The organism is Mesorhizobium sp. M0239, from assembly GCF_040321815.1.
In the GTDB taxonomy this organism is placed as follows: Bacteria; Pseudomonadota; Alphaproteobacteria; order Rhizobiales; family Rhizobiaceae; genus Mesorhizobium.
Window position 1 is genome coordinate 13,811 of the sequence record NZ_JAMYSG010000017.1, and the last position, 19,270, is coordinate 33,080.

Sequence of the window (19,270 nt, forward strand, 5' to 3'; positions counted from 1 at the left end):
CGTGGCCTCCGAAGCACCACCATTCTGGTGGGAAGAGCCGGACTGGCGGGTCTTGGCGCTGTCGCCGCTATCGGCCATCTATGCCGCCGCCGCCGGCCGCGGCATGCGGCGGGCCAAGCGCGAGAAGATCGAGGCACCCGTTCTGTGCATCGGCAATTTTACGGTTGGCGGCACCGGCAAGACACCGGTGGCCATCGCGCTCGCCGAAAAGGCCAAGCGCATGCATCTGAAACCAGGCTTCCTGTCGCGCGGCCATGGCGGCTCCTTCGCCGAGCCGCATGTCGTCGATATCCATCACGACAGCGCCAGGCATGTCGGCGACGAGCCGCTCCTGCTGGCCGAACACGCGCCGGTGGCGGTGACGCCCAACCGCGCCGCCGGTGCCCGGCTGCTGCTGGAACGGCATGGCTGCGATTTCCTGATCATGGACGATGGATTCCAGAGCGCCCGCATCCACATCGACTATGCGCTGGTCGTCGTCGATGCGCGCTATGGCATCGGCAATGGCCGTGTCATTCCGGGCGGTCCGCTCCGAGCCAGGATCGTCGATCAACTGGTCTTCACCAGCGGGCTGTTGAAAATGGGCGAGGGCACTGCCGCCGACGCCGTCGTCCGCCAGGCGGCACGCGCCGGCCGGCCGATCTTCGAGGCCCATACAGAGCCAAGCGGCAAGGCAGGGCTTGCCGGCAAGCGGTTCCTCGCCTTCGCCGGTATAGGCCATCCCGAGAAATTCTTCGACACGGTGCGCGAAGCCGGCGGCGAACTGGCGTTGACGCGGCCGTTTCCGGACCATCATTTCTATGCCGAGGACGAACTTGCCGAGTTGGCGGCGACCGCGCACGCCGAAGGGCTGGTGCTCATCACCACCGCCAAGGACGCCGCCCGGCTGCGCCACGGCGCCTCACAGGACTTCCTCGACCGGCTCGAGGTGCTCGAGATCGACACGGTCTTCGAACTCGACCACGTTCCCGAGCGCATCATCGACGAGACGCTCGATGCCTGGCGCCAGCGCAAGCTGAAGGGCTAAAGCAATTCCAGGAAAAGTGTGAAACGGTTTTCCTGGGAAAAAGCGCATAGCGCTTTCCCTTGGGAATTGCGTCAAACAAAGAGCTGGAGCGGTTCGCCGTTCCGTGAAACGGGGAACTGCTCTAACCGCGCTTACGCAGCTCCGGATGCATCTCGATTTCGCGGCGCAGCGAGGCGGTGGCGCTGATGTAGGGCTCCTGCCTGGCGACGCTCCAGTATTTCAACTCGTCGAGCGGAATGCTTTCGCCTGTCACCGCGCAACGCACGAACGCGCCGGGACTGGTAACCTGGAAGTCGCCATCCAAATAGCGGATGCGGGCTTCCTTGCCGCCGGGGCCTTCGAAACGGTTCATCATGCGGGGACGCCAGGGTTCATGAGGATTTCATCGCCATAAATTCCCGGCGAGGTCAAGCATGCGACAAGCCTGAGACAATGCTGAACGCTTATTGTGAGGCGGAAAAATGGTGTTGGCAGGCCGCAATGGACATTTCCTCCACTCGTCTTCCCGCCTTGCTCAGGGAAGTGATGACGCCGCAGGCAGTGCCCTCGGGGCAGGCTGATCCAGTCATGACGGCACTGGTCAAGGCGCTGGTCCAGCCGCCGGCGCCGTCTCTGCTCGCACAACAGACAGCGCCAGCGCTGTTGACTTTGCCGGCCGCGCCGATGGCCGTCAAATCGCAGCAGATCGCATCGGCTGGCATCGTCGATGCCTATCTTGCCCAACTTGAGACGGGCGAAGAGGCGGCGTTGGCAACGATCGCGGCGAGAAAGGCAGAACCCGAAGCCGAAACGCTGCGAGCCTTCTTGCCGCTTTCGACAACGGCCAATGACAATGCCCCTGCCAAGGTTGCGGGGCTGTCATTGCTGTCGCTTATCCCGCCGCAGGCTCCAGTCCCGCGCAACGCTGCCGCCCTGGGTACATTGGCGGGCAGGCACAGGCCGGCCAATCAATCCCATGGTGCGGTGCCGAACCCTGAGCAGTTGCTGGTGAAAATTGGCTTTGTTTCGATAATGGCCGGTTTTCTGGGAATCGTGATCCTCGGGTTCGTTCTGTTGTTGCTTCGCTGAGCTTCGAATCGGCCGGTTCTCGATATATGTCCGAGAGGCCTATCGCTCGGCTTCGATAAACGCCTCGATCTTGTCCGGAGCCAGCCCGGCCTCTGCCGCGATGCGGCGGGCGAGGTCGGCGGCTGCGGCACGCGGCCGCCCGATCGGCCGGTCAAGCCAGTAGGACACCGGATTGAGCGCGGTGCGCTCATCGACGGGCGTGATGCGGCCCGATTGCAATTGATGCCCGGTCAGGGGTGGGCGTGCCAGCGCGATGCCCAGCCCATAGGCGGCGGCGTCGAGCACCAGATTGTAGTCCTCGAAGCGGCGGTCCTGCGGGCGCGGGCGATAATCCATGCCTTGCGCGGCAAACCAGGCGCGCCAGGCAGACGCGTCGGAATCGTTGATCAGCGGATATTTGAGCAGCCGGGCCGGGTCGCCGCGGCCGATCTCGCGGGCAAGCCCGGGTGACGCGACGGGGAAGACATGTTCCTCGAAAAGCTGCACCGAGACGCGGCCCGGAATGCCGCCGCGTCCACAGCGGATGGAGAGATCGATACCCTCATCGGCAAGGTCGGCCTGGCGGATGTCGACATCGAGCACGATGCGCAGCTTCGAGGGATTGTTCTCCAGAGCCGCCATGCGCGGCATCAGCCACAGCCCGCTGACCGAGGGGATCGAGGTCAGCCGCACCACGGCGGTGCCACGCGGCTCGACCCAGCGGTCGGAATGGGTCGATATCAGCGCAAAGGCTTCCGACGTGCGCAGATGCAGCCGGTTCCCCTCGATCGTCAGCGAGACGCCGCGCGCACCACGGTCGAAGACTTTCAATCCCAGCCAGTCCTCGAGCTTGGCGATCTGCCGGCTGACGGCGCCATGGGTGATATTGAGCTTTTCGGCGGCCGCCGAAAAGCTGCCTGTCCGCGCCGCCGCATCGAAGGCGCGCAGCGTCTCGAGCGGCACCATTGTGTCCGAGCTGTGATCCATAGTCACAGGTGATCCTCGATTTGGTCGTTTGTCAACTGGCCTGAAATGGCGTTTTCTGCCTCTCAGGACCGAAGAATACGAGGGCAGTGAGATGAGCGCGATGACGGGCACGTTGAATTCGACACAGCGGATGGACACCACGGCAGCCATTGCTGTCGCGCTGACGGTGGTCGGCTGGGCTTCTGCCTTTCCCGCCATCCGAGCCGGTCTCGCCGCCTTCGGACCGCTGGAATTGGGTGCATTGCGCTTTGCCATCGCCGCGGTGCCGGCGGCGATCTTCCTGGCCGTCAAGCGCCCGGTGCTGCCCAGGCTCGACGAAGTGTGGCGCCTTGTCTTTGGCGGCGCCATCTTCGTCGCGCTTTATACCGTCATGCTCAATTTCGGCGAACTGACCGTCTCGGCCGGTGCCGCCGGCTTCATCATCAATGTCAGCCCGATCTTCACCGCCATCATGGCGATGGTCCTGCTGGGCGAGCGCTTTTCGGGCATGGCCTGGGCCGGCACGGTGATTTCCTTCGCCGGCATTGGCGTCATCGCCATGGCCGACGGGCATGGCCTGTCTTTCAACACCGGTGCTCTTCTGGTGCTTGGTTCGGCCTTGTGCTCGGCCGTCAACACTATCGTCCAGAAGCCGCTGTTTGCCCGCCATCATCCGTTGACCATTTCGGCTTCGAACATGGTGCTCGGCGCACTATGCCTGGCGCCCTTCCTGCCGTCGGCCTTTTCGCAGGCGGCGGTTGCCGACACGGCAGGCCTCGGCGCCGTCATCTTTCTTGGCATCGTGCCCAGCCTGATCGCCTATGCCGCCTGGGCGACCGCGCTGTCGCGTCTGCCCGCCGCACGTGCCTCCAACTTCCTCTATCTGGTCTCGCCGATGTCCGCGCTGATCGGCTTCTTCTGGCTGGGCGAAGTCCCGACGCTGCTCGGCATAATCGGCGGCGCGCTGGCGCTGGGCGGTGTCATCGTGGTGAATTTGAAGAGATGATTTGGTAAGTCGGAGCCATTCCCCGGGCGGGAGTTGCGCCTTTGCCTGCCTTGCTGGTCATCCGGAGATCCGGCCTGATCCATATTGCCGTTTCCCTCATTCGGAACGATCCCTCGGTCAAAGGCGTTTAGCCGGTGTTTATTCGACGGAGGTCCGAATGCCGGGTGCAACGACGCACCGACGCATGCAACTGGATGATCTATCCATTTTTTATCGCGAGGCAGGGCCGCCAGAAGCACCTGTCTTGCTCTTGCCGCACGGCTATCCCTGCTCTTCGTTCCAATTCCGCCGACTGATGCCGGCGCTCGCCGACCGCTGGCGAACGATTGCATTCGACTGGCCCGGCTTCGGATACAGTGGCACACCCGATTCGGCTGCCTTCGGCTATGATTTCGCCGCCTATTCCAACGTGCTTTCCAAACTTGCCGATGAATTCGGTCTCGAACGCTACGCCTTGTGGCTGCATGATTATGGCTCGCAGATAGGACTCCGGCATGCGATCTCGCACCCGGAGCGGATCAGCGCCCTGATCATCCAGAACGGCGACATCTACGAGGACGTGCTTGGCCCCAAATACGCCACGATCAAGGCTTGGTGGACCGACAAGACCGCCGACAAGCACCGTCCGCTCGAGGCCGCGGTGAGCGAGGACGGGTTCCGGGGCGAGTTCATCGGGGAAGTGGCTGACGACGTTGCAATCCGCGTGCCGCCCGATCTCTGGAGCCTTCACTGGCCATTGATGAACACGCCGGTTCGTCGGCAGATCGCCGTCGGTCTGATGGAGAAGCTGGAAGCCAATCTCAATTGGTTTCCGCGTTACCAGGCTTATTTGCGTGAACACCACCCGCCCACGCTGATCGTTTGGGGGCCAGAGGACGGCTATATGCCCGCGGCGTCGGCGCAGGCCTATAATCGCGATCTGCCCGATGCGGAACTGCATCTGATCGAGGGGGCGGGTCACTGGCTGCTCGAGACACATTTCGACGACGCGCTGCCGCTGGTCCGCGATTTCCTGGCTCGTGTTCACGGCTGATCTCACCCGGCGTCGCTTGCTGCGCTCAGTTGTTGTCCCCTGTCTGAAGGAGAACCTCATGCCGACCAAACCGACCATCGCGCGCATCTGGCGCGGTCGCACCCGCCGCGACGTCGCCGACGCCTATGAGCCATACCTGCGTGCCGAGGGTATTCCGCCCCTCGAGAAGACGGCGCTTGGCGTCCAATTGCTGCGCGAAGACCGCGATGCCGAGACGTGGTTCACAACCATCTCGTATTGGGCCGACATGCAAGCGATGACGGCCTTTACCAGAGGCGAACCGACCAAAGTCCATCATCTGGACCGCGATGCCGAGTTCCTGATCGAGCTGCCGGAGCGGATCGACATCCACCGGATACTTGTCGATCGTCAGGGACTGCGCTGAGCGGCGAATCTGGTGGTTCGCAATCTCGCCTTCTTCGCGGTGATGTCGCTGATCTGGGGGCTGACCTGGGCGGCGATCAAGCTCGGTCTCAATGACGTGCCTCCGCTACTGCTGGCGGCGGCGCGCTATTTGCTGACCGCCGCGCTTCTGGCAACAGCGGTGCGTGGAGCCGGCGCGGCATTCGCCCACGGGCGAACGGGGCGAACGGTGGTCTCGGCATTGCTGGTCAATACCGGCACCTACGGTCTGCTTTTCTGGGGAATGCAGCACGTGCCCTCGGGATTGTCGGGGCTGGTCAACCTGGCGCTGATCCCGATCCTGCTGTTCGCGATTGCCGCATTCACCGGCGAGGAGCGACCGACCTGGCGCCACGCTTCCGCGCTCGCTATCGGCAGCATTGGGCTGGTTGGGCTGTTCTGGACGCGGCTTGGCGCGGGAAGCGGTTCGAGCGGCATCGGGCTCGCTGCGATCGTCGTTGCGACCGCTTGTTATTGCTTCGGCAGCGTGGTTTCGCGCCCGCTGGTGGGCGCGGTCAAACCACTGGCGCTGACAATGGTCCAGGCTGCGATCGGCGGTGTTGCACTGCTTGCGCTGTCGCTCGTGCTGGAGCCGATCTCGGGTGAGACGCTCGAGGCGCTGCACACGCCGGCCGCCATCGGCAGTCTGCTGTTCCTGTCGCTGTTTGGCACGATCGTCGCCTATACGCTCTATCTCGTGCTGATGCGTGATTGGGGCACCGTCCGTGCCGGGCTCTACGCCTTCGTTTCGCCGATCGTCGCTTTAGCGGCCGGAGCCTGGCTCTTCGGCGAGGCGGTCGGCTGGGCTGAAATCGCCGGTGCGATCCTCCTGCTGGCGGCGGCTGCGATCGCGCTGCTCGGGCCGCCAGGCGAAAATCGCGGGTGACCGCATTGTCGGCCGATCTCCTTGGCTTGCCGGTCTCAAGTGGTGAAGCGATGGCCCGCAATCCGTCCGCAGCTATCGCCGCCCGAAAAGCCGTTCGATATCCGCCAGCTTAAGTTCGATGTAGGTCGGGCGACCGTGATTGCAGGTGCCCGAGCCGGGCGTCGCCTCCATCTGCCGCAGCAGGGCATTCATCTCCTCGGCCTTGAGCAGGCGGCCGGAGCGCACAGAGCCGTGGCAGGCCATGGTCGCGGCTATTTTGTCCAGCCGCTCCTTCAGCGTGTCGACCGTGTCGTTGTCGGCGATCTCGTCGGCGAGGTCGCGCACCAATTGCCCGACATTGGTCTCGCCCAGCATCGACGGCGTCTCGCGCACCGCGACGGCGCCGGGGCCGAAGCGCTCGATGCCGAGACCGAAGCGGGCCAGCGTTTCCGAATGCAGCGCAAGCCGCTCGGCATCCTCCTCCGGCAGGTCGATGATCTCGGGCAGAAGCAGCATCTGCGAGGGCACCGGGCGCGAGTGCAGCGCATTCTTCAGCGCCTCGTAGACCAGCCGTTCATGCGCCGCATGCTGGTCGACGATGATGAGCGAATCCCTGGTCTGGGCGACGATGTAGTTCTCATGCACCTGGGCGCGCGCCGCGCCCAGCACCGCGCCGAGCAGCGTCTCGGCCGCTTTATCCTGCCCTGCGCGTGCATCGGCGCTATGCTGCGGACCGGCATCGAAAGCCGCTTGCTCGTTTTCATGCAAGCCGCGCTGCTGGAAGCCCGCACCCTCGAAACCCATATCGAGCGGCCGCTGCGACGACCGGGCGGGATCGAAGCCGGACGGACCCGAGGCGCGGTAGGCCGCGTCGTAGCTGCGGTGGCCGTTTGCCGCTCCACCGTGGCCGTAGGATGCGGCCCCTGGCCGGAACGCCGCCATCATGCCGGCGGCCCCCGTGGTGGCGGCGCGGACGCCGGCATCGGCCAGTGCCTGTCGGATTGCCCCGACGATCAGTCCGCGCACAAGGCCGGGATCGCGGAAGCGCACATCGGCCTTGGCTGGATGAACATTGACGTCGACGATGGCCGGGTCGAGCGTCAGGAACAGCACCGTCACCGCATGGCGGTCGCGCGGCAGGACGTCGGCGTAGGCACCGCGTATGGCGCCGGCGATCAGTTTGTCGCGCACCGGGCGGCCGTTCACATAGGCATATTGCTGCAGCGCGTTGGCGCGGGTGAAGGACGGGATCGACACGTGGCCGGTCAGATGCACGCCTTCGCGCATCGCGTCGAGGGCAATAGAATTGTCCGGAAAGTCGGCGCCCATCACCTGGGCGACACGGCGCAGGCTGCCTTCCGCGCTGTCATCCGCCGCCGGCAATTCCAGCGTCGAGCGGTCCGAGCCGGCCAGCGTGAAGCGCACGGCGGGGAAGGCGATGGCGATGCGCTTGACCACATCGCTGGTGGCCGAGCTTTCGGCGCGCTCGCCCTTCATGAACTTTAATCGGGCCGGCGTTGCGAAGAACAGGTCGCGCACCTCGACCGTGGTGCCGCGATTGGCCGCCGCCGGCCTGACAGGCAGGACGCGGCCACCCTCGATGCCGATCTCGGCGGCGCTGTCACTTGCTGCCGTGCGCGAGCGGATCGAAAGTCGCGACACCGAGCCGATCGACGGCAGCGCTTCGCCGCGGAAGCCCAGCGAGCGGATGTCGTTGATATCCTTGGTGAGCTTGGAGGTGCAATGACGTGCGATCGCCAGCGTCAGCTCCCGTTCGGGAATGCCGGAACCGTCATCGGTGACGCGGATCAGGTTCAGCCCGCCGCCGGCTGTGACGATCTCGACGCGCGAAGCACCGGCGTCGAGCGCATTCTCGACCAGTTCCTTGACCACGCTTGCGGGACGCTCGATGACTTCGCCGGCGGCGATCTGGTTGATCATCGTTTCGGAAAGCTGGCGGATGGGCATGGCGCCACTATAGGCGGATTCGACGCCGATGAGGAAGCATTCGATGTCGGCGGAATAGCGATGATGCTGGCGGGACAGCACCCCCCTCTGGCCTGCCGGCCATCTCCCCCGCAAGGAGGGAGATCGGATGTCGCCACGGCTTTCGCCAATCTGCAGCGCTGCAGGAAGGGTGGCGAGGCTGGAACTGCCAATCTCCCCACTTGCGGGGGAGATCTCCGGCAGGACAGAGGGGGGTGCTGTCCCGCCGACTTCCAAGGGACTGGGAGGCACTGCCCCTCATGCCTGAGCGGCCAGCCAGTCGCGCACCTTGCGGGCGTTGTCGCTGAGTTCCCGGTTCTTCGGCCAGACGACATAGAACGCCTTGCCGGTCTTCAGCACATGATCCGTCACCGGCACCAGCAAGCCCGACGCCAGCAACCGCTCGGCGAGATGCCGCCAGCCGAGCGCAATGCCTTGGCCTTCCATGACGCCCTGAATCACCAGGCCGTAATCGTTGATGCGCAGGCCGCGCGCGGTATCGCTGAGATTGGCGCCCGCCGACTGGAACCATTCGTCCCAGCTGGCCGCCTCGCGATACGGCTCCTCCAGATGGATGAGGCGGTGCGTGGCCAGTTCGGCAGCGGATTTGGGCAGGCCGAACTTTGCCGCATAGCTGGTGCCGGCGACGGGAAATATCTCCTCGTCCGCCAGCGGCAACGAGTGATAGTCCGGCCAGTCCCGCGGCGCGCCGCCGCGCACGCCGAGCGGAATGCCTTCGGCGATGATGTCGAGGTCGCGGTCGGCGGTCTGGATACGCAGGTCGATGCCCGGCAGTTCGTCGCGGAACTGCTGCAGGCGCGGCATCATCCAGAACGAACCGAACGCGGTCGAGGCGGCCAGCGTGACATGACCGCCGGTCGCCTGCAGGCGTAGATCCTCCGCCGATTTGCGGATATGCGAAAGCCCAAGCGAGACATCGGCATGGAAGCGCTCGCCGGCCTCGGTCAGGAGAACCTGGCGGTGGCGGCGCTGGAACAGCTTGGCGCCAAGCTGCTCTTCCAACCCGCGCACGGCATAGGAGACGGCGGCCTGCGTCATGCCGAGCTCGCGGCCGGCGGCGGTGAAGCTCGAAAGCCGCCCGGCCGCCTCGAAGACGATCAGGCTGCCGGCCGAGGGCAGGAGGTGGCGCAGGCTTCGCATAATCTGAGCTTATACAAGAGATCAGGATTTTCCAGCGTCACATCACCATTTTGTCGCGCTAGGCTCCTTCATGAGTGGAATGGAGTTGCCATGAACGCACCGGCCCCTGAAGTCACCGAACATGCCAACCGCCGCAGTGGCGGCCGCCTGGGGCGCAAGGCGCTGCGCGGAGCCCCTGTAACGTCGTTCCCGACCCTGGTCCGCCAGATCCCCGTCTACCAGATGGTCCCCGATGAGGCGGTCGAACTGATCCACGAGGAGTCGCTCTTGATCCTCGAAGAGGTGGGATGCGAATTCCGCGACGACGAGGCTATCGCGCTGTGGAAGGCGGCGGGCGCGGATGTCTCGGAAACTCGTGTGCGGATCGACCGGGCCCTGCTGATGGAACTGGTATCGAAGGTCCCGTCGGAGTTCACGCTCAATGCGAGGAATCCGCAGCGTACGGTGCGGGTGGGCGGCAACAATACCATCTTCGTGCCGATGTATGGCGCGCCCTATGTGCGTGACCTCGACAACAACAGGCGCTACGGCACGCTGGCCGACCTCAACAATTTCCACAAGCTCGCCTACATGGCGCCGGCGCTGCATTCATCGAGTTCGGTCATTTGCGAGCCGATGGAAATCGCGGTACCGAAGCGTCACCTCCACATCATCCATTCCGCGCTTAAGCATTCCGACAAGCCGTTCATGGGCATCGTCACGTCCAAGGAGCGGGCGGAAGACACGATGGCGATGGCGGGAATCGTGTTCGGCGAGGAGTATGTCCGCGACAATCCGGTCCTGGTGTCGATCACCAACTGCAATTCGCCGCTGGTGTGGGACGCCACCATGCTGGACGCGATGAAGGTCTATGCGCGAAGCAACCAGCCGCTGATCCTCGCACCCTTCGCACTGTGCGGCGCCTCGACTTCGGCGTCCGCCGTGGGCGCGGTTGCGCAGGTCAATGCGGAAGCGCTGGCGGGCGTCGCCTTCACGCAACTGCTGCGCCCAGGGTCGCCGCAGATCTACGGGCAGTTCATGGTCACGGTGGACATGAAGACCGGCGCTCCGATGGGCGGCACGCCCGAGGCGGCGCAGATGATGTATCTGATGGGAGCCTTGGCGCGGAAATACCGGCTGCCGTGGCGCACGTCCGGCTTTCATGTCGGGTCGAAGCTCAACGACGCCCAGGCGGGTTACGAGGCGAACATGCTGATGCATGCCGCCATCCTCGCCGGCGCCAACTATATCTGGCACTCCGCCGGGTGGCTCGAGGCCGGCCTGACCTGCGGCTATTCGAAATTCGCCACCGACTGCGAACAGCTCATCGGCTGGTACAAATATGCCGGCGGTCTGCCGTTCGACGATTTCAAGGAAGCGATGGCGGCCATCCGCGAGGTCGGACCGCAAGGCCATTTCCTCGGCACTCAGCATACGCTCGAACATTTCGAGTCCGCCTTCTTCATGCCCTCGATCATGGACTTCAATTCGTTCGAACAGTGGAAGGCAGAGGGGGCGAAGGACCACGACACGCGCGGTCGCGAGAAGGCGCGCAATATGCTGGCGGATTACGAGGAGCCGAAGCTCGACGAAGGCATCGCCGATGGCCTGATGGATTTCATCGCGCGGCGCGAGGAGAGGCTGCCGGACAGCGTCAGTTGACGCGAAGAACCAAGATCAAAGGGAACCAGACGGGAGGAAAAAATGGCATTCTTCAGAAGCAGTGGTGATCGCGTGCCGAGCGCTATCGAGGCAATGGCGATCGAAGCACGCGCGGGTCGTGTCGACCGGCGCGAGTTTCTGGCGCTGGCAAGCGCCTTCGGCGCATCGACGGCGCTTGCCTATGGCATGATCGGCCTTGCCGTGCCGGATCGGGCCTTGGCCGAAGAGCCGAAGAAAGGCGGAACGCTGCGCGTCTCGATGTCGGTGAAGGGACAGAAGGATCCGCGCACTTACGACTGGGTGGAACTGGCGAACATTTCGCGTTGCTGGCTGGAGCCGCTTGTCCGCTATACCAGGCAGTTCACCTTCGAGCCGGTTCTGCTCGAAAGCTGGGATATCAATGACGACGCCACCGAATATGTGCTGCATGTGCGCAAGGGCATCACATGGAACAACGGCGATGCCTTCAACGCCGATGACGTCGCTCACAATCTGACGCGCTGGTGCGAGAAGAATGTCGCCGGCAATTCCATGGCCGCCCGTGTCGGCGCGCTGATCGACACAAAGACCGGCAAGGCCAGGGATGGTGCGATCACCAAGGTCGACGACAACACGGTCAAGCTGAAGCTAAGCGAACCAGACATTTCACTGATCCCGAATTTCACCGACTATCCGGCGCTCGTCGTCCATCGCAGCTTCGATGCCGATGGTGCCGATCCGATCAAGAAGCCGATCGGCACGGGACCGTTCGAACTGGTCTCCTACGATGTCGGCCAGAAGGCGGTCGTCAAGCGTCGTGAGAATGGCAAATGGTGGGGTGGTGAAGCGCCGCTCGACAGCGTCGAGTTCATCGACTACGGCACCGATTTCAACGCCACCGTTAACGCGTTCGAATCGGGTGAGATCGACCTCAATTTCGAGTCGCCCGCCGACTTCATCGACATTCTCGACAAGATGGATCTGGTGAAATCGGAGGTGGCGACGGCGACGACGCTGGTTGCCCGCACCAACATCACTCACAAGCCCTATGACGACAAGCGGGTGCGCAACGCCTTGCAAATGGCCGTCGACAACAATGCGGTCCTCCAACTTGGTTATGCCGGGCGAGGCACCCCTGGTGAAAACCACCACGTTGCCCCGATCCATCCGGAATACTATCCGCTGCCCAAGAAGACACGCGACGCCGCCGGCGCCAAGAAGCTGATGGCGGAAGCCGGACAGGCTGACTTCGAGCATGAGCTGATCACCATCGAGGACGATTGGCAGAAGAATACCGGCGACGCCATTGCCGGCCAGCTGCGCGATGCCGGGATCAAGGTGAAGCGCACGGTGCTGCCGGGTTCGACCTTCTGGAACGACTGGACGAAATATCCCTATTCGATGACGATCTGGTACATGCGTCCGCTTGGCGTCCAGGTGCTGGCGCTCGGCTATCGCACCGGCGAGGCCTGGAATGAATCGGCATATTCCAACCCCGATTTCGACGCCAAGCTCAAGCAGGCGCTATCGCTCATCGACGTGGAGAAACGACGCGAGGTCATGAAGGATGTCGAGCAGATCCTGCAGGATTCGGGCGTCATTATTCAGCCATTCTGGCAGAAGCTCTACAGCCATCAGTACAAGAAGGTGAAGAACTATGGTGTCCACCAGACATTCGAGATGGACCTTCAAAACGTCTGGCTGGACGGCTGAAACAAGGCGCGGCAGGACTTCATGAGCCGCAAAAAAGCCGATATGCAGGATACGTGGTACTGATAGGCTCAAGCCATCAAAAGCCGGAGATTCTGCATGAGACTGACAGTGCTCGTTGCCGCCCTTTCGATAGCCCTGCCGGCCGCCGCCGTCGCCGGACCGGCATCCGACGCGGTGAAGTTCTTCTATGTCCCGGCGGTCAAGTTCGAGGCCGACGAACAATATCGGGACCGGTTCACCGAACCGGTGACGAAACTGTTCGAGCTGAACGACCAGGCAACGAAGAAGAACCCGGACCAGGTCGCCTGCATCGATTTCGATCCTGGTCTCGACGCCCAGGATTTCGATCAGAAAACCGTCTCGAAAACGCTGAAACTGTCTGAGAAGCTGGATGGCGATAACGCACAGGTCACGGCAACCTTCGGCCTGTTCTCCGAGGGCGACGATTCCAAGCGTGAAATGCTCTGGTCGCTCAAGAAGATCGACGGCAAGTGGAAGATATCGGACATCGCTTCCAAGACCAGCGACTGGACGCTCAGTGCGCTGGAATGCATGGCCGGCCAGACGCCGGAGTGAAGCGATGGCCCATCGCCGGTTCCTGGCACTGTCGGGTGTGTGCCTGCTGGCGGCTCTGAGCGGCGCCGCCGCGCAAGGCCTGTTGGGTGCGCCGCCGGCAAACGCCCCGGCCGGCACCCAGCCGGGCGACAGCGGGGCACCGCCCGCAAATGCACCCGGAACCGGGGTGGAACCGGCAACGCCGCCGGTTGGATGGTCGCCAGCCGAAGCCGCGCCGGCCGCACCGATCCAGCCGGGCTCGCCGACCGCTGTGGTGCGGCCGTTTTACGATCAGGTCGGGCTGGAGATCGATCCAGCCGAGCGAAGCCATTTCATCGACCCGGCCAAAACCGTGCTCGACAAGAGCGACGCCTTGCGCAAATCCGGGCAGGGCGAGTGCCTCGACCCCAACATGGCACTCGATAATGCCGATTACGACAAGGCCGAGATCGACAAGAGCCTGAAGACGCTCGAGGCGATCAACGGCGACCAGGCCAAGGTCATCGTCGCCTTCGTCATATCGGGCAACCCGCACCGGCTGGAATGGAAATTCAAGAGGGTCGACGGCGACTGGAAGATATCGGACCTGCTGTCGGTGACCGGCGAATGGGCACTCAGCCAATATCAGTGCGAATGATGGGCGAGCTCAACCCCGCCCGCGATAGGGCGCCACCCCGGTGTCGGGCAGCCAGGCGCCTTCGGGCGGAGCGCCCGTTTGCCAGAACACATCGATCGGAATGCCGCCGCGTGGATACCAATAGCCGCCTATGCGCAACCACAGCGGCTTGGTTGCCGCCACGATGCGGCGGCCGATCATGACGGTGCAGTCTTCATGGAAGGCGCCATGGTTGCGAAACGAGGTCATGAACAGCTTGAGCGACTTCGATTCCACCAGAGCCGCATCGGGTGCGTAGTCGATGACGATATGGGCGAAGTCCGGCTGGCCGGTGACGGGGCACAGCGAGGTGAATTCCGGACAGGTGAAGCGCACGATCGCCGGCGGTCCGTCACCACGCGAAAACGGTACGGTCTCCAGGACCGCTGCTTCGGGGCTTTGTGGCGTCTCGACGTGCGCGCCGAGCTGGGTGAGGGTTTTGGTGTCGATCATGGGCGCAATCCTTGTCGCATGCGCCCGGAGTGCGTGCGGGACGACATGCTTGAAAACGAATTTTGCCGCTCATTAGCACAATTTGAAACCGCAGGAAGACGATGACCAGCAACGATCCGCTTCTCCAGCCCTACCAGCTCAAACATTTGACGCTGAAGAACCGGGTCATGTCGACCAGCCATGAGCCGGCCTATTCCGAGGACGGCATGCCGAAACAGCGCTACCGGCTCTACCATGCAGAGAAGGCCAAGGGCGGCATGGCGCTGACCATGACCGCCGGCTCGGCGATCGTCTCGCGCGACAGCCCGGCCGCCTTCGGCAATCTGCATGTCTATGACGACAGGATCGTGCCGTGGCTGGCCGAGCTCGCCGACGCCTGCCACGAGCACGACTGCAAGGTGATGATCCAGATCACCCATCTCGGCCGCCGTACCGGCTGGAACAAGGCCGACTGGCTGCCGGTGCTCTCGGCCTCGCCGGTGCGTGAGCCGGCGCATCGCGCATTCCCGAAGACGATCGAGGACTGGGACATCGAGCGCATCGTCGCCGACTATGCTTCGGCCGCCCAGCGCTGCGAGGCCGCCGGCCTCGACGGCATCGAGTTCGAATCCTACGGCCATCTCATGGACGGCTTCTGGTCGCCGGCCACCAACCATCGCGACGACGAATTCGGCGGCTCGCTGGACAATCGCCTGCGCTTCACCAACATGGTGCTCGATGCCGTGCGGGCAGCTGTCGGCGACAAATTCGTCGTCGGCATCCGCATGGTCGCCGACGAAGATTTCGAAAAAGGCCTGTCGAAGGCGGAGGGGATCGAAATCGCCAGGCGGCTGGCGGGCTCCGGCAAGGTCGATTTCCTCAACATCATTCGTGGCTCGATCGAGAGCGATGCGGCGCTGACCAAGGTCATCCCGGTAACCGGCATGCGCTCTTCGCCGCATCTTGATTTCGCCGGAGAGGTGAGGGCGGCGACGAAATTCCCGACCTTCCACGCGGCGCGCATATCCGACGTGGCCACCGCACGCCACGCCATCGCCACCGGCAAGCTCGACATGGTCGGCATGACCCGCGCCCATATCGCCGATCCGCACATCATCAAAAAGGTGATGGAGGGGCGCGAGCATGAGATCCGCCCGTGCGTGGGCGCCACCTATTGTCTCGACCGCATCTATGAGGGCGGCGAAGCGCTTTGCGTCCACAATGCCGCGACCGGCCGCGAGGCCGAAATCCCGCATATCATCGTCAAGACCGAAGGACCGAAGCAGAAAATCGTGGTCGTCGGAGCCGGCGCCGGCGGGCTGGAGGTTGCGCGGGTCGCGGCCGAGCGCGGCCACAAGGTGATGGTGCTTGAAGCATCGAGCCAGGCCGGCGGCCAGGTGCGATTGGCGACGCAGAACCCGCGCCGCAAGGAACTGATCGGTATCATCGACTGGCGGCTGGCTGAACTCGACCGGCTCGGCGTCGAGATCCGCTACGACACTTGGGCGGAAAAAGACGATGTCCTGGCGCTGTCGCCCGATGTGGTGGTGGTCGCTACCGGCGGCCTGCCGCAGAACCCGCCGCTGACGGCCGGCGACAACCTTGTCACCTCGAGTTGGGACATCATGGCCAGCAGCGTCAAGCCGGCCGAAAATGTGCTGCTCTATGACGACAATGGCGGCCATCAGGGCATGGGCGCCGCCGAACTGATCGCCAATGCCGGCTCGAAACTCGAGCTTGTATCGCCGGAGCGTTTCTTTGCCCCGGAAATGGGCGGCATGAACCATGTGCCCTATATCAGGGCCTTTCAGGAAAAGGGCGTCACCATCACCATCAACACGCGGCTGCGTTCGGTGCGGCGCGAGGGCAATCAACTGATCGCAGAGCTGGCTTCGGATTTCGCCGATGGCTGGCGCGGCGAGCGCAGGGTCGACCAGGTGGTGGTCGAGCACGGTACGCTGCCGCTCGATGATCTCTACCTATCGCTAAAGCCTCTGTCGAAGAATGGCGGTGCGGTCGACTACGAACGGCTGGTGAGTGGTGGCGACATCTTTCCCAAGCGCAATCCAGAAGGCGGCTTCGTGCTGTTCCGCATCGGCGACGCGGTCGCCTCGCGCAACATCCACGCCGCCATCTATGACGGCATCAGGTTCGGCTTGCGTATCTGAAATTAGCTATTGCGAGGATCGGTGGCGCGCGGTCGGACCTGCGTACGAGAGCCCGTGTACTTCGGTCTGACCGCGCGCCCGCACGTCATTGGCTCGTCGCCAGATAACGTACGATTCTGCGAGCTTGTGCTGCGTGGCGGCGCTCAAAACATTCTGGCGGTGGCCATGCACAGCACGGTCAGCACCAGCAGCCCCCCTGCGATGCGCTCGCCTCTTGTCATCTTCGCGCGCAACTGGCTTTCCGTTGCCGCATCGGCACCGGCAAGCTGCCTGCTGGCTGAGCCCACCAGCGCGCCTTGCACGCCGGCGGCGATCAGGGCCGTCACGATGCCCAGCGCCAGCACCTTCTCCATCGAGCCGAAAACGCCCTCGTGAAAGAAATACCAGAGCAGTATGCCGGTCAGGAAAACCAGACCGGCAGCGCCCATTTGCGGCCGGAAGAACCGTTCCGCCCGGATGTCCGGGTCACGGCCGACCGCGATCGTCGTACCCGCCCAGAATACACCTGCCATGACATGAAGGCCGATAACGACGATGTAGACATATTGCATGACCGGATTTCCTCTTTAGCCCGCCATCTCTCGGTAATTAGATATCAAATGGTTAGATGTTAATGTATAAGTCGCGCCAGTTCCATCCGTGCATGACACCGTCTAGTGTCCTGCAATGACACCCTTCGAACGCCCGCCAGTCGGCATGAATCTCGGACGAACCGCCAAGCTGGTTGCCCAGGCCTTCGACGCTGCCCTGGTCGAGGCCGGTGGCACGCTGCCGGTCTGGCTCACTCTGCTGTCGGTCAAGTCGAGCAAGCTTGCCAATCAGCGTGAACTCGCCGGCATGATCGGCATCCAAGGCGCGACGTTGACCCACCATCTCAACGCGATGGAGGCGCAGGGCCTGCTGACGCGCCGCCGTGATCCCGTCAACCGCCGGGTTCATCTGGTCGAACTGACCGCGGCCGGAGAAGCGATGTTCGAGACATTGCGTAAGGCTGCGCTTTCCTTTGACAAGCGGCTGCGGGTCGGACTGTCCGACGAGCGGCTGGCGGAGTTCGCGCAGGTGCTGGCCGTGTTGCGGGCGAATGTGGGATGATCTTGGGGGGATCGACAGGCCTTGTTTGATCCGAGTTGCTCTGCTATATGACCACTCTAGTCATTTTGGAGCAAGCTATGCGCGAGATTCAGTTGAAGGATGCCAAGGCAACACTTTCAGCGGTGGTCGATCAAGCCGTCGCCGGGACGCCTGCCGTCATCACCCGTCACGGGCGCAAGCAGGCTGTCATTCTGTCTTTCGAAGACTATGAAAGGCTTTCGCGCGTGCCAAGTTTTGGACAATTGTTGGCGGCCTTCCCTGGTGACCTTGGCGATATTCCGCCTCGTTCCCGCAAACCGGCTCGCAAGGTCGCGTTGTAACGCGGTCGATGTTTCTGCTGGATACCAATATCATCTCGGCAATGGCGCCGTCCAAGAAAGCGGATCGGCATGCATTGGCGACTTGGCTCGACCAGGCGAGCAACCATCTGTTCCTGTCCGTTGTCACCGCATCTGAAGTTGCCGCTGGAATAGCGAAGGCCGAACGTGAGGGTGCGACAACAAAGGCGAACTCGCTGCGCGGCTGGTGGCAAGCGGTTCAGCACCTTTATGGAGAAAGAGTGCTTCCCTTCGATTTGCGCGCCGCGCATGCTGCCGGACTAATCCTGGATCGGGCGAGGGCGCACCGGCCTGGATTTGAAGACATAGCGATCGCTGCCACTGCCGAGGTTCATGGTTTAACGATACTGACGGACAACGAGCGTCATTTCGCGCCACTTGGTGTGCCAATGCTCAATCCGCTGAAGAGCTTGCCGTCTTTGCCGGCTCAGTCGTCGTAGCCCTGGATTGTCCCAAAAGTGTAATGGCGCAGCTTCAGAGCGGTGATCAGGTTTGTCAGCTTCGTCTTGCCGTCGAACGCGTTCTGGAACATCTCGTCATGCATCAGCAGGATCAGCTTGCCGGGCTTGACGAAGCGGCCATAGCCGAACAGGTGATCGATCTCGCTGACCAGATGATCGACGCTCTGCACCGGCTCGCCGTTGTCCTTGTGCACCCATTCATGGTCCCAGCCGTAGAGATAGAAGCCTGAGGCCGCGACAAACTCGTAATCGGGCTCTTCACGCCCCTCCTGGGCGAGGCCAAGCGAAGTGTCGTTCTTCGACATGGAGGGCAGCCTGAACACGTCGCGCCCCGGCAGTCTTGCATGCACCAGGGGCTTCAACCCGAGCACCGCGTTTGCCCGTACCATGTCGGCGACGACACCCTCGGTGTCGCCGTAAAAATGCCGGTAGTGATTGTAAGCATGGCTGTAGCTGTGGTTGCCGAGCGTCACCAAAGGAAGCTGCCTGGCACGCTGGACGAGCGCTCTGTTGGCGGCGCTAGCCTGTGCGTGCATGCCGACCATGAATAGGGTTGCAGGAACCTGCTCGGCTTCCAGCACATCGAGGATGTTGCTTGTGCCGTTCAGCGGCCCATCGTCGAAGGTAAGATAGATTATGCGATCGGCCCCTTGGGCGGGAACCGCAAAAATCAAAAGCGCCGCCAGCACAAACCGAAACGGTGTCATCGGCCCCGATATCCGGTTGCGATCACGACAAGGCCG

General features: G+C 63.1%; 21 protein-coding genes. 14 read left to right on the top strand and 7 right to left on the bottom strand.

From position 1 onward, the window contains the following. Position 1 precedes the first annotated feature (1 nt). The gene (gene lpxK, locus NKI99_RS18675; protein ID WP_352611649.1) at positions 2-1,027 is read left to right on the top strand and encodes a tetraacyldisaccharide 4'-kinase; all 1,026 of its coding nucleotides are present in this window, start codon (positions 2-4) and stop codon (positions 1,025-1,027) included. Positions 1,028-1,148: 121 nt separating this feature from the next. Here lpxK and NKI99_RS18680 read toward each other — a convergent pair whose 3' ends face one another. After that, positions 1,149-1,382, bottom strand: a complete 234-nt coding sequence (locus tag NKI99_RS18680; protein WP_031213688.1) for a DUF2093 domain-containing protein — start codon at positions 1,380-1,382, stop codon at positions 1,149-1,151. Between the two features lie 125 nt (positions 1,383-1,507). Between NKI99_RS18680 and NKI99_RS18685 the strand changes: the two genes are divergently transcribed. After that, positions 1,508-2,095 carry a hypothetical protein gene (locus tag NKI99_RS18685; protein WP_352611650.1) on the top strand — a complete coding sequence of 196 codons (588 nt, stop codon included), beginning with the start codon at positions 1,508-1,510 and terminating at the stop codon, positions 2,093-2,095. Between the two features lie 39 nt (positions 2,096-2,134). Here NKI99_RS18685 and NKI99_RS18690 read toward each other — a convergent pair whose 3' ends face one another. Next, on the bottom strand, positions 2,135-3,061 hold the full coding sequence (locus NKI99_RS18690; RefSeq protein ID WP_352611651.1) for a LysR family transcriptional regulator: 927 nt from the start codon (positions 3,059-3,061) through the stop codon (positions 2,135-2,137). A gap of 91 nt (positions 3,062-3,152) precedes the next feature. Between NKI99_RS18690 and NKI99_RS18695 the strand changes: the two genes are divergently transcribed. The 4 genes from NKI99_RS18695 to NKI99_RS18710 all read left to right on the top strand — a co-directional run bounded on the left by NKI99_RS18695 (position 3,153) and on the right by NKI99_RS18710 (position 6,367). Beyond that, positions 3,153-4,046 carry a DMT family transporter gene (locus NKI99_RS18695; protein WP_023813564.1) on the top strand — a complete coding sequence of 298 codons (894 nt, stop codon included), beginning with the start codon at positions 3,153-3,155 and terminating at the stop codon, positions 4,044-4,046. Positions 4,047-4,203: 157 nt separating this feature from the next. Next, positions 4,204-5,079 carry an alpha/beta fold hydrolase gene (locus NKI99_RS18700; RefSeq protein ID WP_352611652.1) on the top strand — a complete coding sequence of 292 codons (876 nt, stop codon included), beginning with the start codon at positions 4,204-4,206 and terminating at the stop codon, positions 5,077-5,079. A 58-nt stretch (positions 5,080-5,137) separates the two neighbouring features. Next, positions 5,138-5,464 carry an antibiotic biosynthesis monooxygenase family protein gene (locus NKI99_RS18705; RefSeq protein ID WP_023813566.1) on the top strand — a complete coding sequence of 109 codons (327 nt, stop codon included), beginning with the start codon at positions 5,138-5,140 and terminating at the stop codon, positions 5,462-5,464. A 12-nt stretch (positions 5,465-5,476) separates the two neighbouring features. Continuing rightward, the gene (locus NKI99_RS18710; protein WP_023813567.1) at positions 5,477-6,367 is read left to right on the top strand and encodes a DMT family transporter; all 891 of its coding nucleotides are present in this window, start codon (positions 5,477-5,479) and stop codon (positions 6,365-6,367) included. A gap of 72 nt (positions 6,368-6,439) precedes the next feature. Here the strand turns inward: NKI99_RS18710 and mutL are convergent, their stop codons facing one another. Together mutL and NKI99_RS18720 are read right to left on the bottom strand one after the other, a co-directional pair. Continuing rightward, positions 6,440-8,314 (bottom strand): DNA mismatch repair endonuclease MutL, encoded by a 1,875-nt coding sequence (gene mutL / locus NKI99_RS18715; protein WP_352611714.1) that lies wholly within the window; start codon positions 8,312-8,314, stop codon positions 6,440-6,442. Between the two features lie 276 nt (positions 8,315-8,590). Then, a complete protein-coding gene (locus tag NKI99_RS18720) occupies positions 8,591-9,493 on the bottom strand; it encodes a LysR substrate-binding domain-containing protein (protein ID WP_127288978.1) in 903 nt (300 codons plus the stop codon). 90 nt (positions 9,494-9,583) lie between these two features. On the opposite strand from NKI99_RS18720, the gene NKI99_RS18725 reads away from it, so the two are divergent. The 4 genes from NKI99_RS18725 (at position 9,584) to NKI99_RS18740 (ending at position 14,018) form a co-directional block, all read left to right on the top strand. Then, positions 9,584-11,134, top strand: a complete 1,551-nt coding sequence (locus NKI99_RS18725; protein WP_128305066.1) for a trimethylamine methyltransferase family protein — start codon at positions 9,584-9,586, stop codon at positions 11,132-11,134. Between the two features lie 42 nt (positions 11,135-11,176). Beyond that, the gene (locus NKI99_RS18730) at positions 11,177-12,826 is read left to right on the top strand and encodes an ABC transporter substrate-binding protein (RefSeq protein ID WP_352611653.1); all 1,650 of its coding nucleotides are present in this window, start codon (positions 11,177-11,179) and stop codon (positions 12,824-12,826) included. Positions 12,827-12,922: 96 nt separating this feature from the next. Next, positions 12,923-13,402: a DUF3828 domain-containing protein gene (locus tag NKI99_RS18735; protein ID WP_352611654.1), complete on the top strand. Its 480-nt coding sequence runs from the start codon at positions 12,923-12,925 to the stop codon at positions 13,400-13,402. 4 nt (positions 13,403-13,406) lie between these two features. Beyond that, entirely contained in the window at positions 13,407-14,018 is a 612-nt protein-coding gene (locus NKI99_RS18740) for a hypothetical protein (protein WP_352611655.1), read from the top strand. A 9-nt stretch (positions 14,019-14,027) separates the two neighbouring features. Here NKI99_RS18740 and queF read toward each other — a convergent pair whose 3' ends face one another. After that, positions 14,028-14,489: a preQ(1) synthase gene (gene queF, locus NKI99_RS18745; protein WP_010915503.1), complete on the bottom strand. Its 462-nt coding sequence runs from the start codon at positions 14,487-14,489 to the stop codon at positions 14,028-14,030. Positions 14,490-14,590: 101 nt separating this feature from the next. Here queF and NKI99_RS18750 point away from each other — a divergent pair, with 101 nt between their 5' ends. Next, entirely contained in the window at positions 14,591-16,636 is a 2,046-nt protein-coding gene (locus tag NKI99_RS18750; protein WP_023813573.1) for an NADH:flavin oxidoreductase, read from the top strand. A 143-nt stretch (positions 16,637-16,779) separates the two neighbouring features. On the opposite strand, the gene NKI99_RS18755 is transcribed toward NKI99_RS18750, so the two are convergent. Further along, positions 16,780-17,187 (bottom strand): hypothetical protein, encoded by a 408-nt coding sequence (locus NKI99_RS18755; RefSeq protein ID WP_127258021.1) that lies wholly within the window; start codon positions 17,185-17,187, stop codon positions 16,780-16,782. A gap of 115 nt (positions 17,188-17,302) precedes the next feature. Here NKI99_RS18755 and NKI99_RS18760 point away from each other — a divergent pair, with 115 nt between their 5' ends. The 3 genes from NKI99_RS18760 to NKI99_RS18770 all read left to right on the top strand — a co-directional run bounded on the left by NKI99_RS18760 (position 17,303) and on the right by NKI99_RS18770 (position 18,506). Beyond that, a complete protein-coding gene (locus tag NKI99_RS18760) occupies positions 17,303-17,728 on the top strand; it encodes a MarR family winged helix-turn-helix transcriptional regulator (RefSeq protein WP_128305073.1) in 426 nt (141 codons plus the stop codon). Between the two features lie 77 nt (positions 17,729-17,805). Further along, complete coding sequence (locus NKI99_RS18765) at positions 17,806-18,048, top strand: type II toxin-antitoxin system Phd/YefM family antitoxin (protein ID WP_023813576.1); 243 nt, start codon at positions 17,806-17,808, stop codon at positions 18,046-18,048. 8 nt (positions 18,049-18,056) lie between these two features. Then, positions 18,057-18,506: a type II toxin-antitoxin system VapC family toxin gene (locus NKI99_RS18770; protein ID WP_023813577.1), complete on the top strand. Its 450-nt coding sequence runs from the start codon at positions 18,057-18,059 to the stop codon at positions 18,504-18,506. On the opposite strand, the gene NKI99_RS18775 is transcribed toward NKI99_RS18770, so the two are convergent. Continuing rightward, entirely contained in the window at positions 18,494-19,234 is a 741-nt protein-coding gene (locus NKI99_RS18775) for a polysaccharide deacetylase family protein (protein WP_352442452.1), read from the bottom strand. The two genes, NKI99_RS18770 and NKI99_RS18775, sit on opposite strands and share 13 nt — an antisense overlap. Between the last annotated feature and the right edge of the window lie 36 nt (positions 19,235-19,270).

Bases quoted from the DNA above. Each gene is read 5' to 3' on its own strand.
- NKI99_RS18725 (WP_128305066.1), top strand. From the start codon at position 9,584: ATGAACGCACCGGCCCCTGAAGTCACCGAACATGCCAACCGCCGCAGT.
- NKI99_RS18770 (WP_023813577.1), top strand. From the start codon at position 18,057: ATGTTTCTGCTGGATACCAATATCATCTCGGCAATGGCGCCGTCCAAG.
- NKI99_RS18700 (WP_352611652.1), top strand. From the start codon at position 4,204: ATGCCGGGTGCAACGACGCACCGACGCATGCAACTGGATGATCTATCC.
- NKI99_RS18775 (WP_352442452.1), bottom strand. From the start codon at position 19,234: ATGACACCGTTTCGGTTTGTGCTGGCGGCGCTTTTGATTTTTGCGGTT.
- mutL (WP_352611714.1), bottom strand. From the start codon at position 8,314: ATGCCCATCCGCCAGCTTTCCGAAACGATGATCAACCAGATCGCCGCC.
- NKI99_RS18720 (WP_127288978.1), bottom strand. From the start codon at position 9,493: ATGCGAAGCCTGCGCCACCTCCTGCCCTCGGCCGGCAGCCTGATCGTC.
- NKI99_RS18730 (WP_352611653.1), top strand. From the start codon at position 11,177: ATGGCATTCTTCAGAAGCAGTGGTGATCGCGTGCCGAGCGCTATCGAG.
- NKI99_RS18695 (WP_023813564.1), top strand. From the start codon at position 3,153: ATGAGCGCGATGACGGGCACGTTGAATTCGACACAGCGGATGGACACC.
- NKI99_RS18750 (WP_023813573.1), top strand. From the start codon at position 14,591: ATGACCAGCAACGATCCGCTTCTCCAGCCCTACCAGCTCAAACATTTG.
- queF (WP_010915503.1), bottom strand. From the start codon at position 14,489: ATGATCGACACCAAAACCCTCACCCAGCTCGGCGCGCACGTCGAGACG.
- NKI99_RS18680 (WP_031213688.1), bottom strand. From the start codon at position 1,382: ATGATGAACCGTTTCGAAGGCCCCGGCGGCAAGGAAGCCCGCATCCGC.
- NKI99_RS18705 (WP_023813566.1), top strand. From the start codon at position 5,138: ATGCCGACCAAACCGACCATCGCGCGCATCTGGCGCGGTCGCACCCGC.
- NKI99_RS18685 (WP_352611650.1), top strand. From the start codon at position 1,508: ATGGACATTTCCTCCACTCGTCTTCCCGCCTTGCTCAGGGAAGTGATG.
- NKI99_RS18740 (WP_352611655.1), top strand. From the start codon at position 13,407: ATGGCCCATCGCCGGTTCCTGGCACTGTCGGGTGTGTGCCTGCTGGCG.
- NKI99_RS18765 (WP_023813576.1), top strand. From the start codon at position 17,806: ATGCGCGAGATTCAGTTGAAGGATGCCAAGGCAACACTTTCAGCGGTG.
- NKI99_RS18735 (WP_352611654.1), top strand. From the start codon at position 12,923: ATGAGACTGACAGTGCTCGTTGCCGCCCTTTCGATAGCCCTGCCGGCC.
- NKI99_RS18760 (WP_128305073.1), top strand. From the start codon at position 17,303: ATGACACCCTTCGAACGCCCGCCAGTCGGCATGAATCTCGGACGAACC.
- NKI99_RS18690 (WP_352611651.1), bottom strand. From the start codon at position 3,061: ATGGATCACAGCTCGGACACAATGGTGCCGCTCGAGACGCTGCGCGCC.
- NKI99_RS18755 (WP_127258021.1), bottom strand. From the start codon at position 17,187: ATGCAATATGTCTACATCGTCGTTATCGGCCTTCATGTCATGGCAGGT.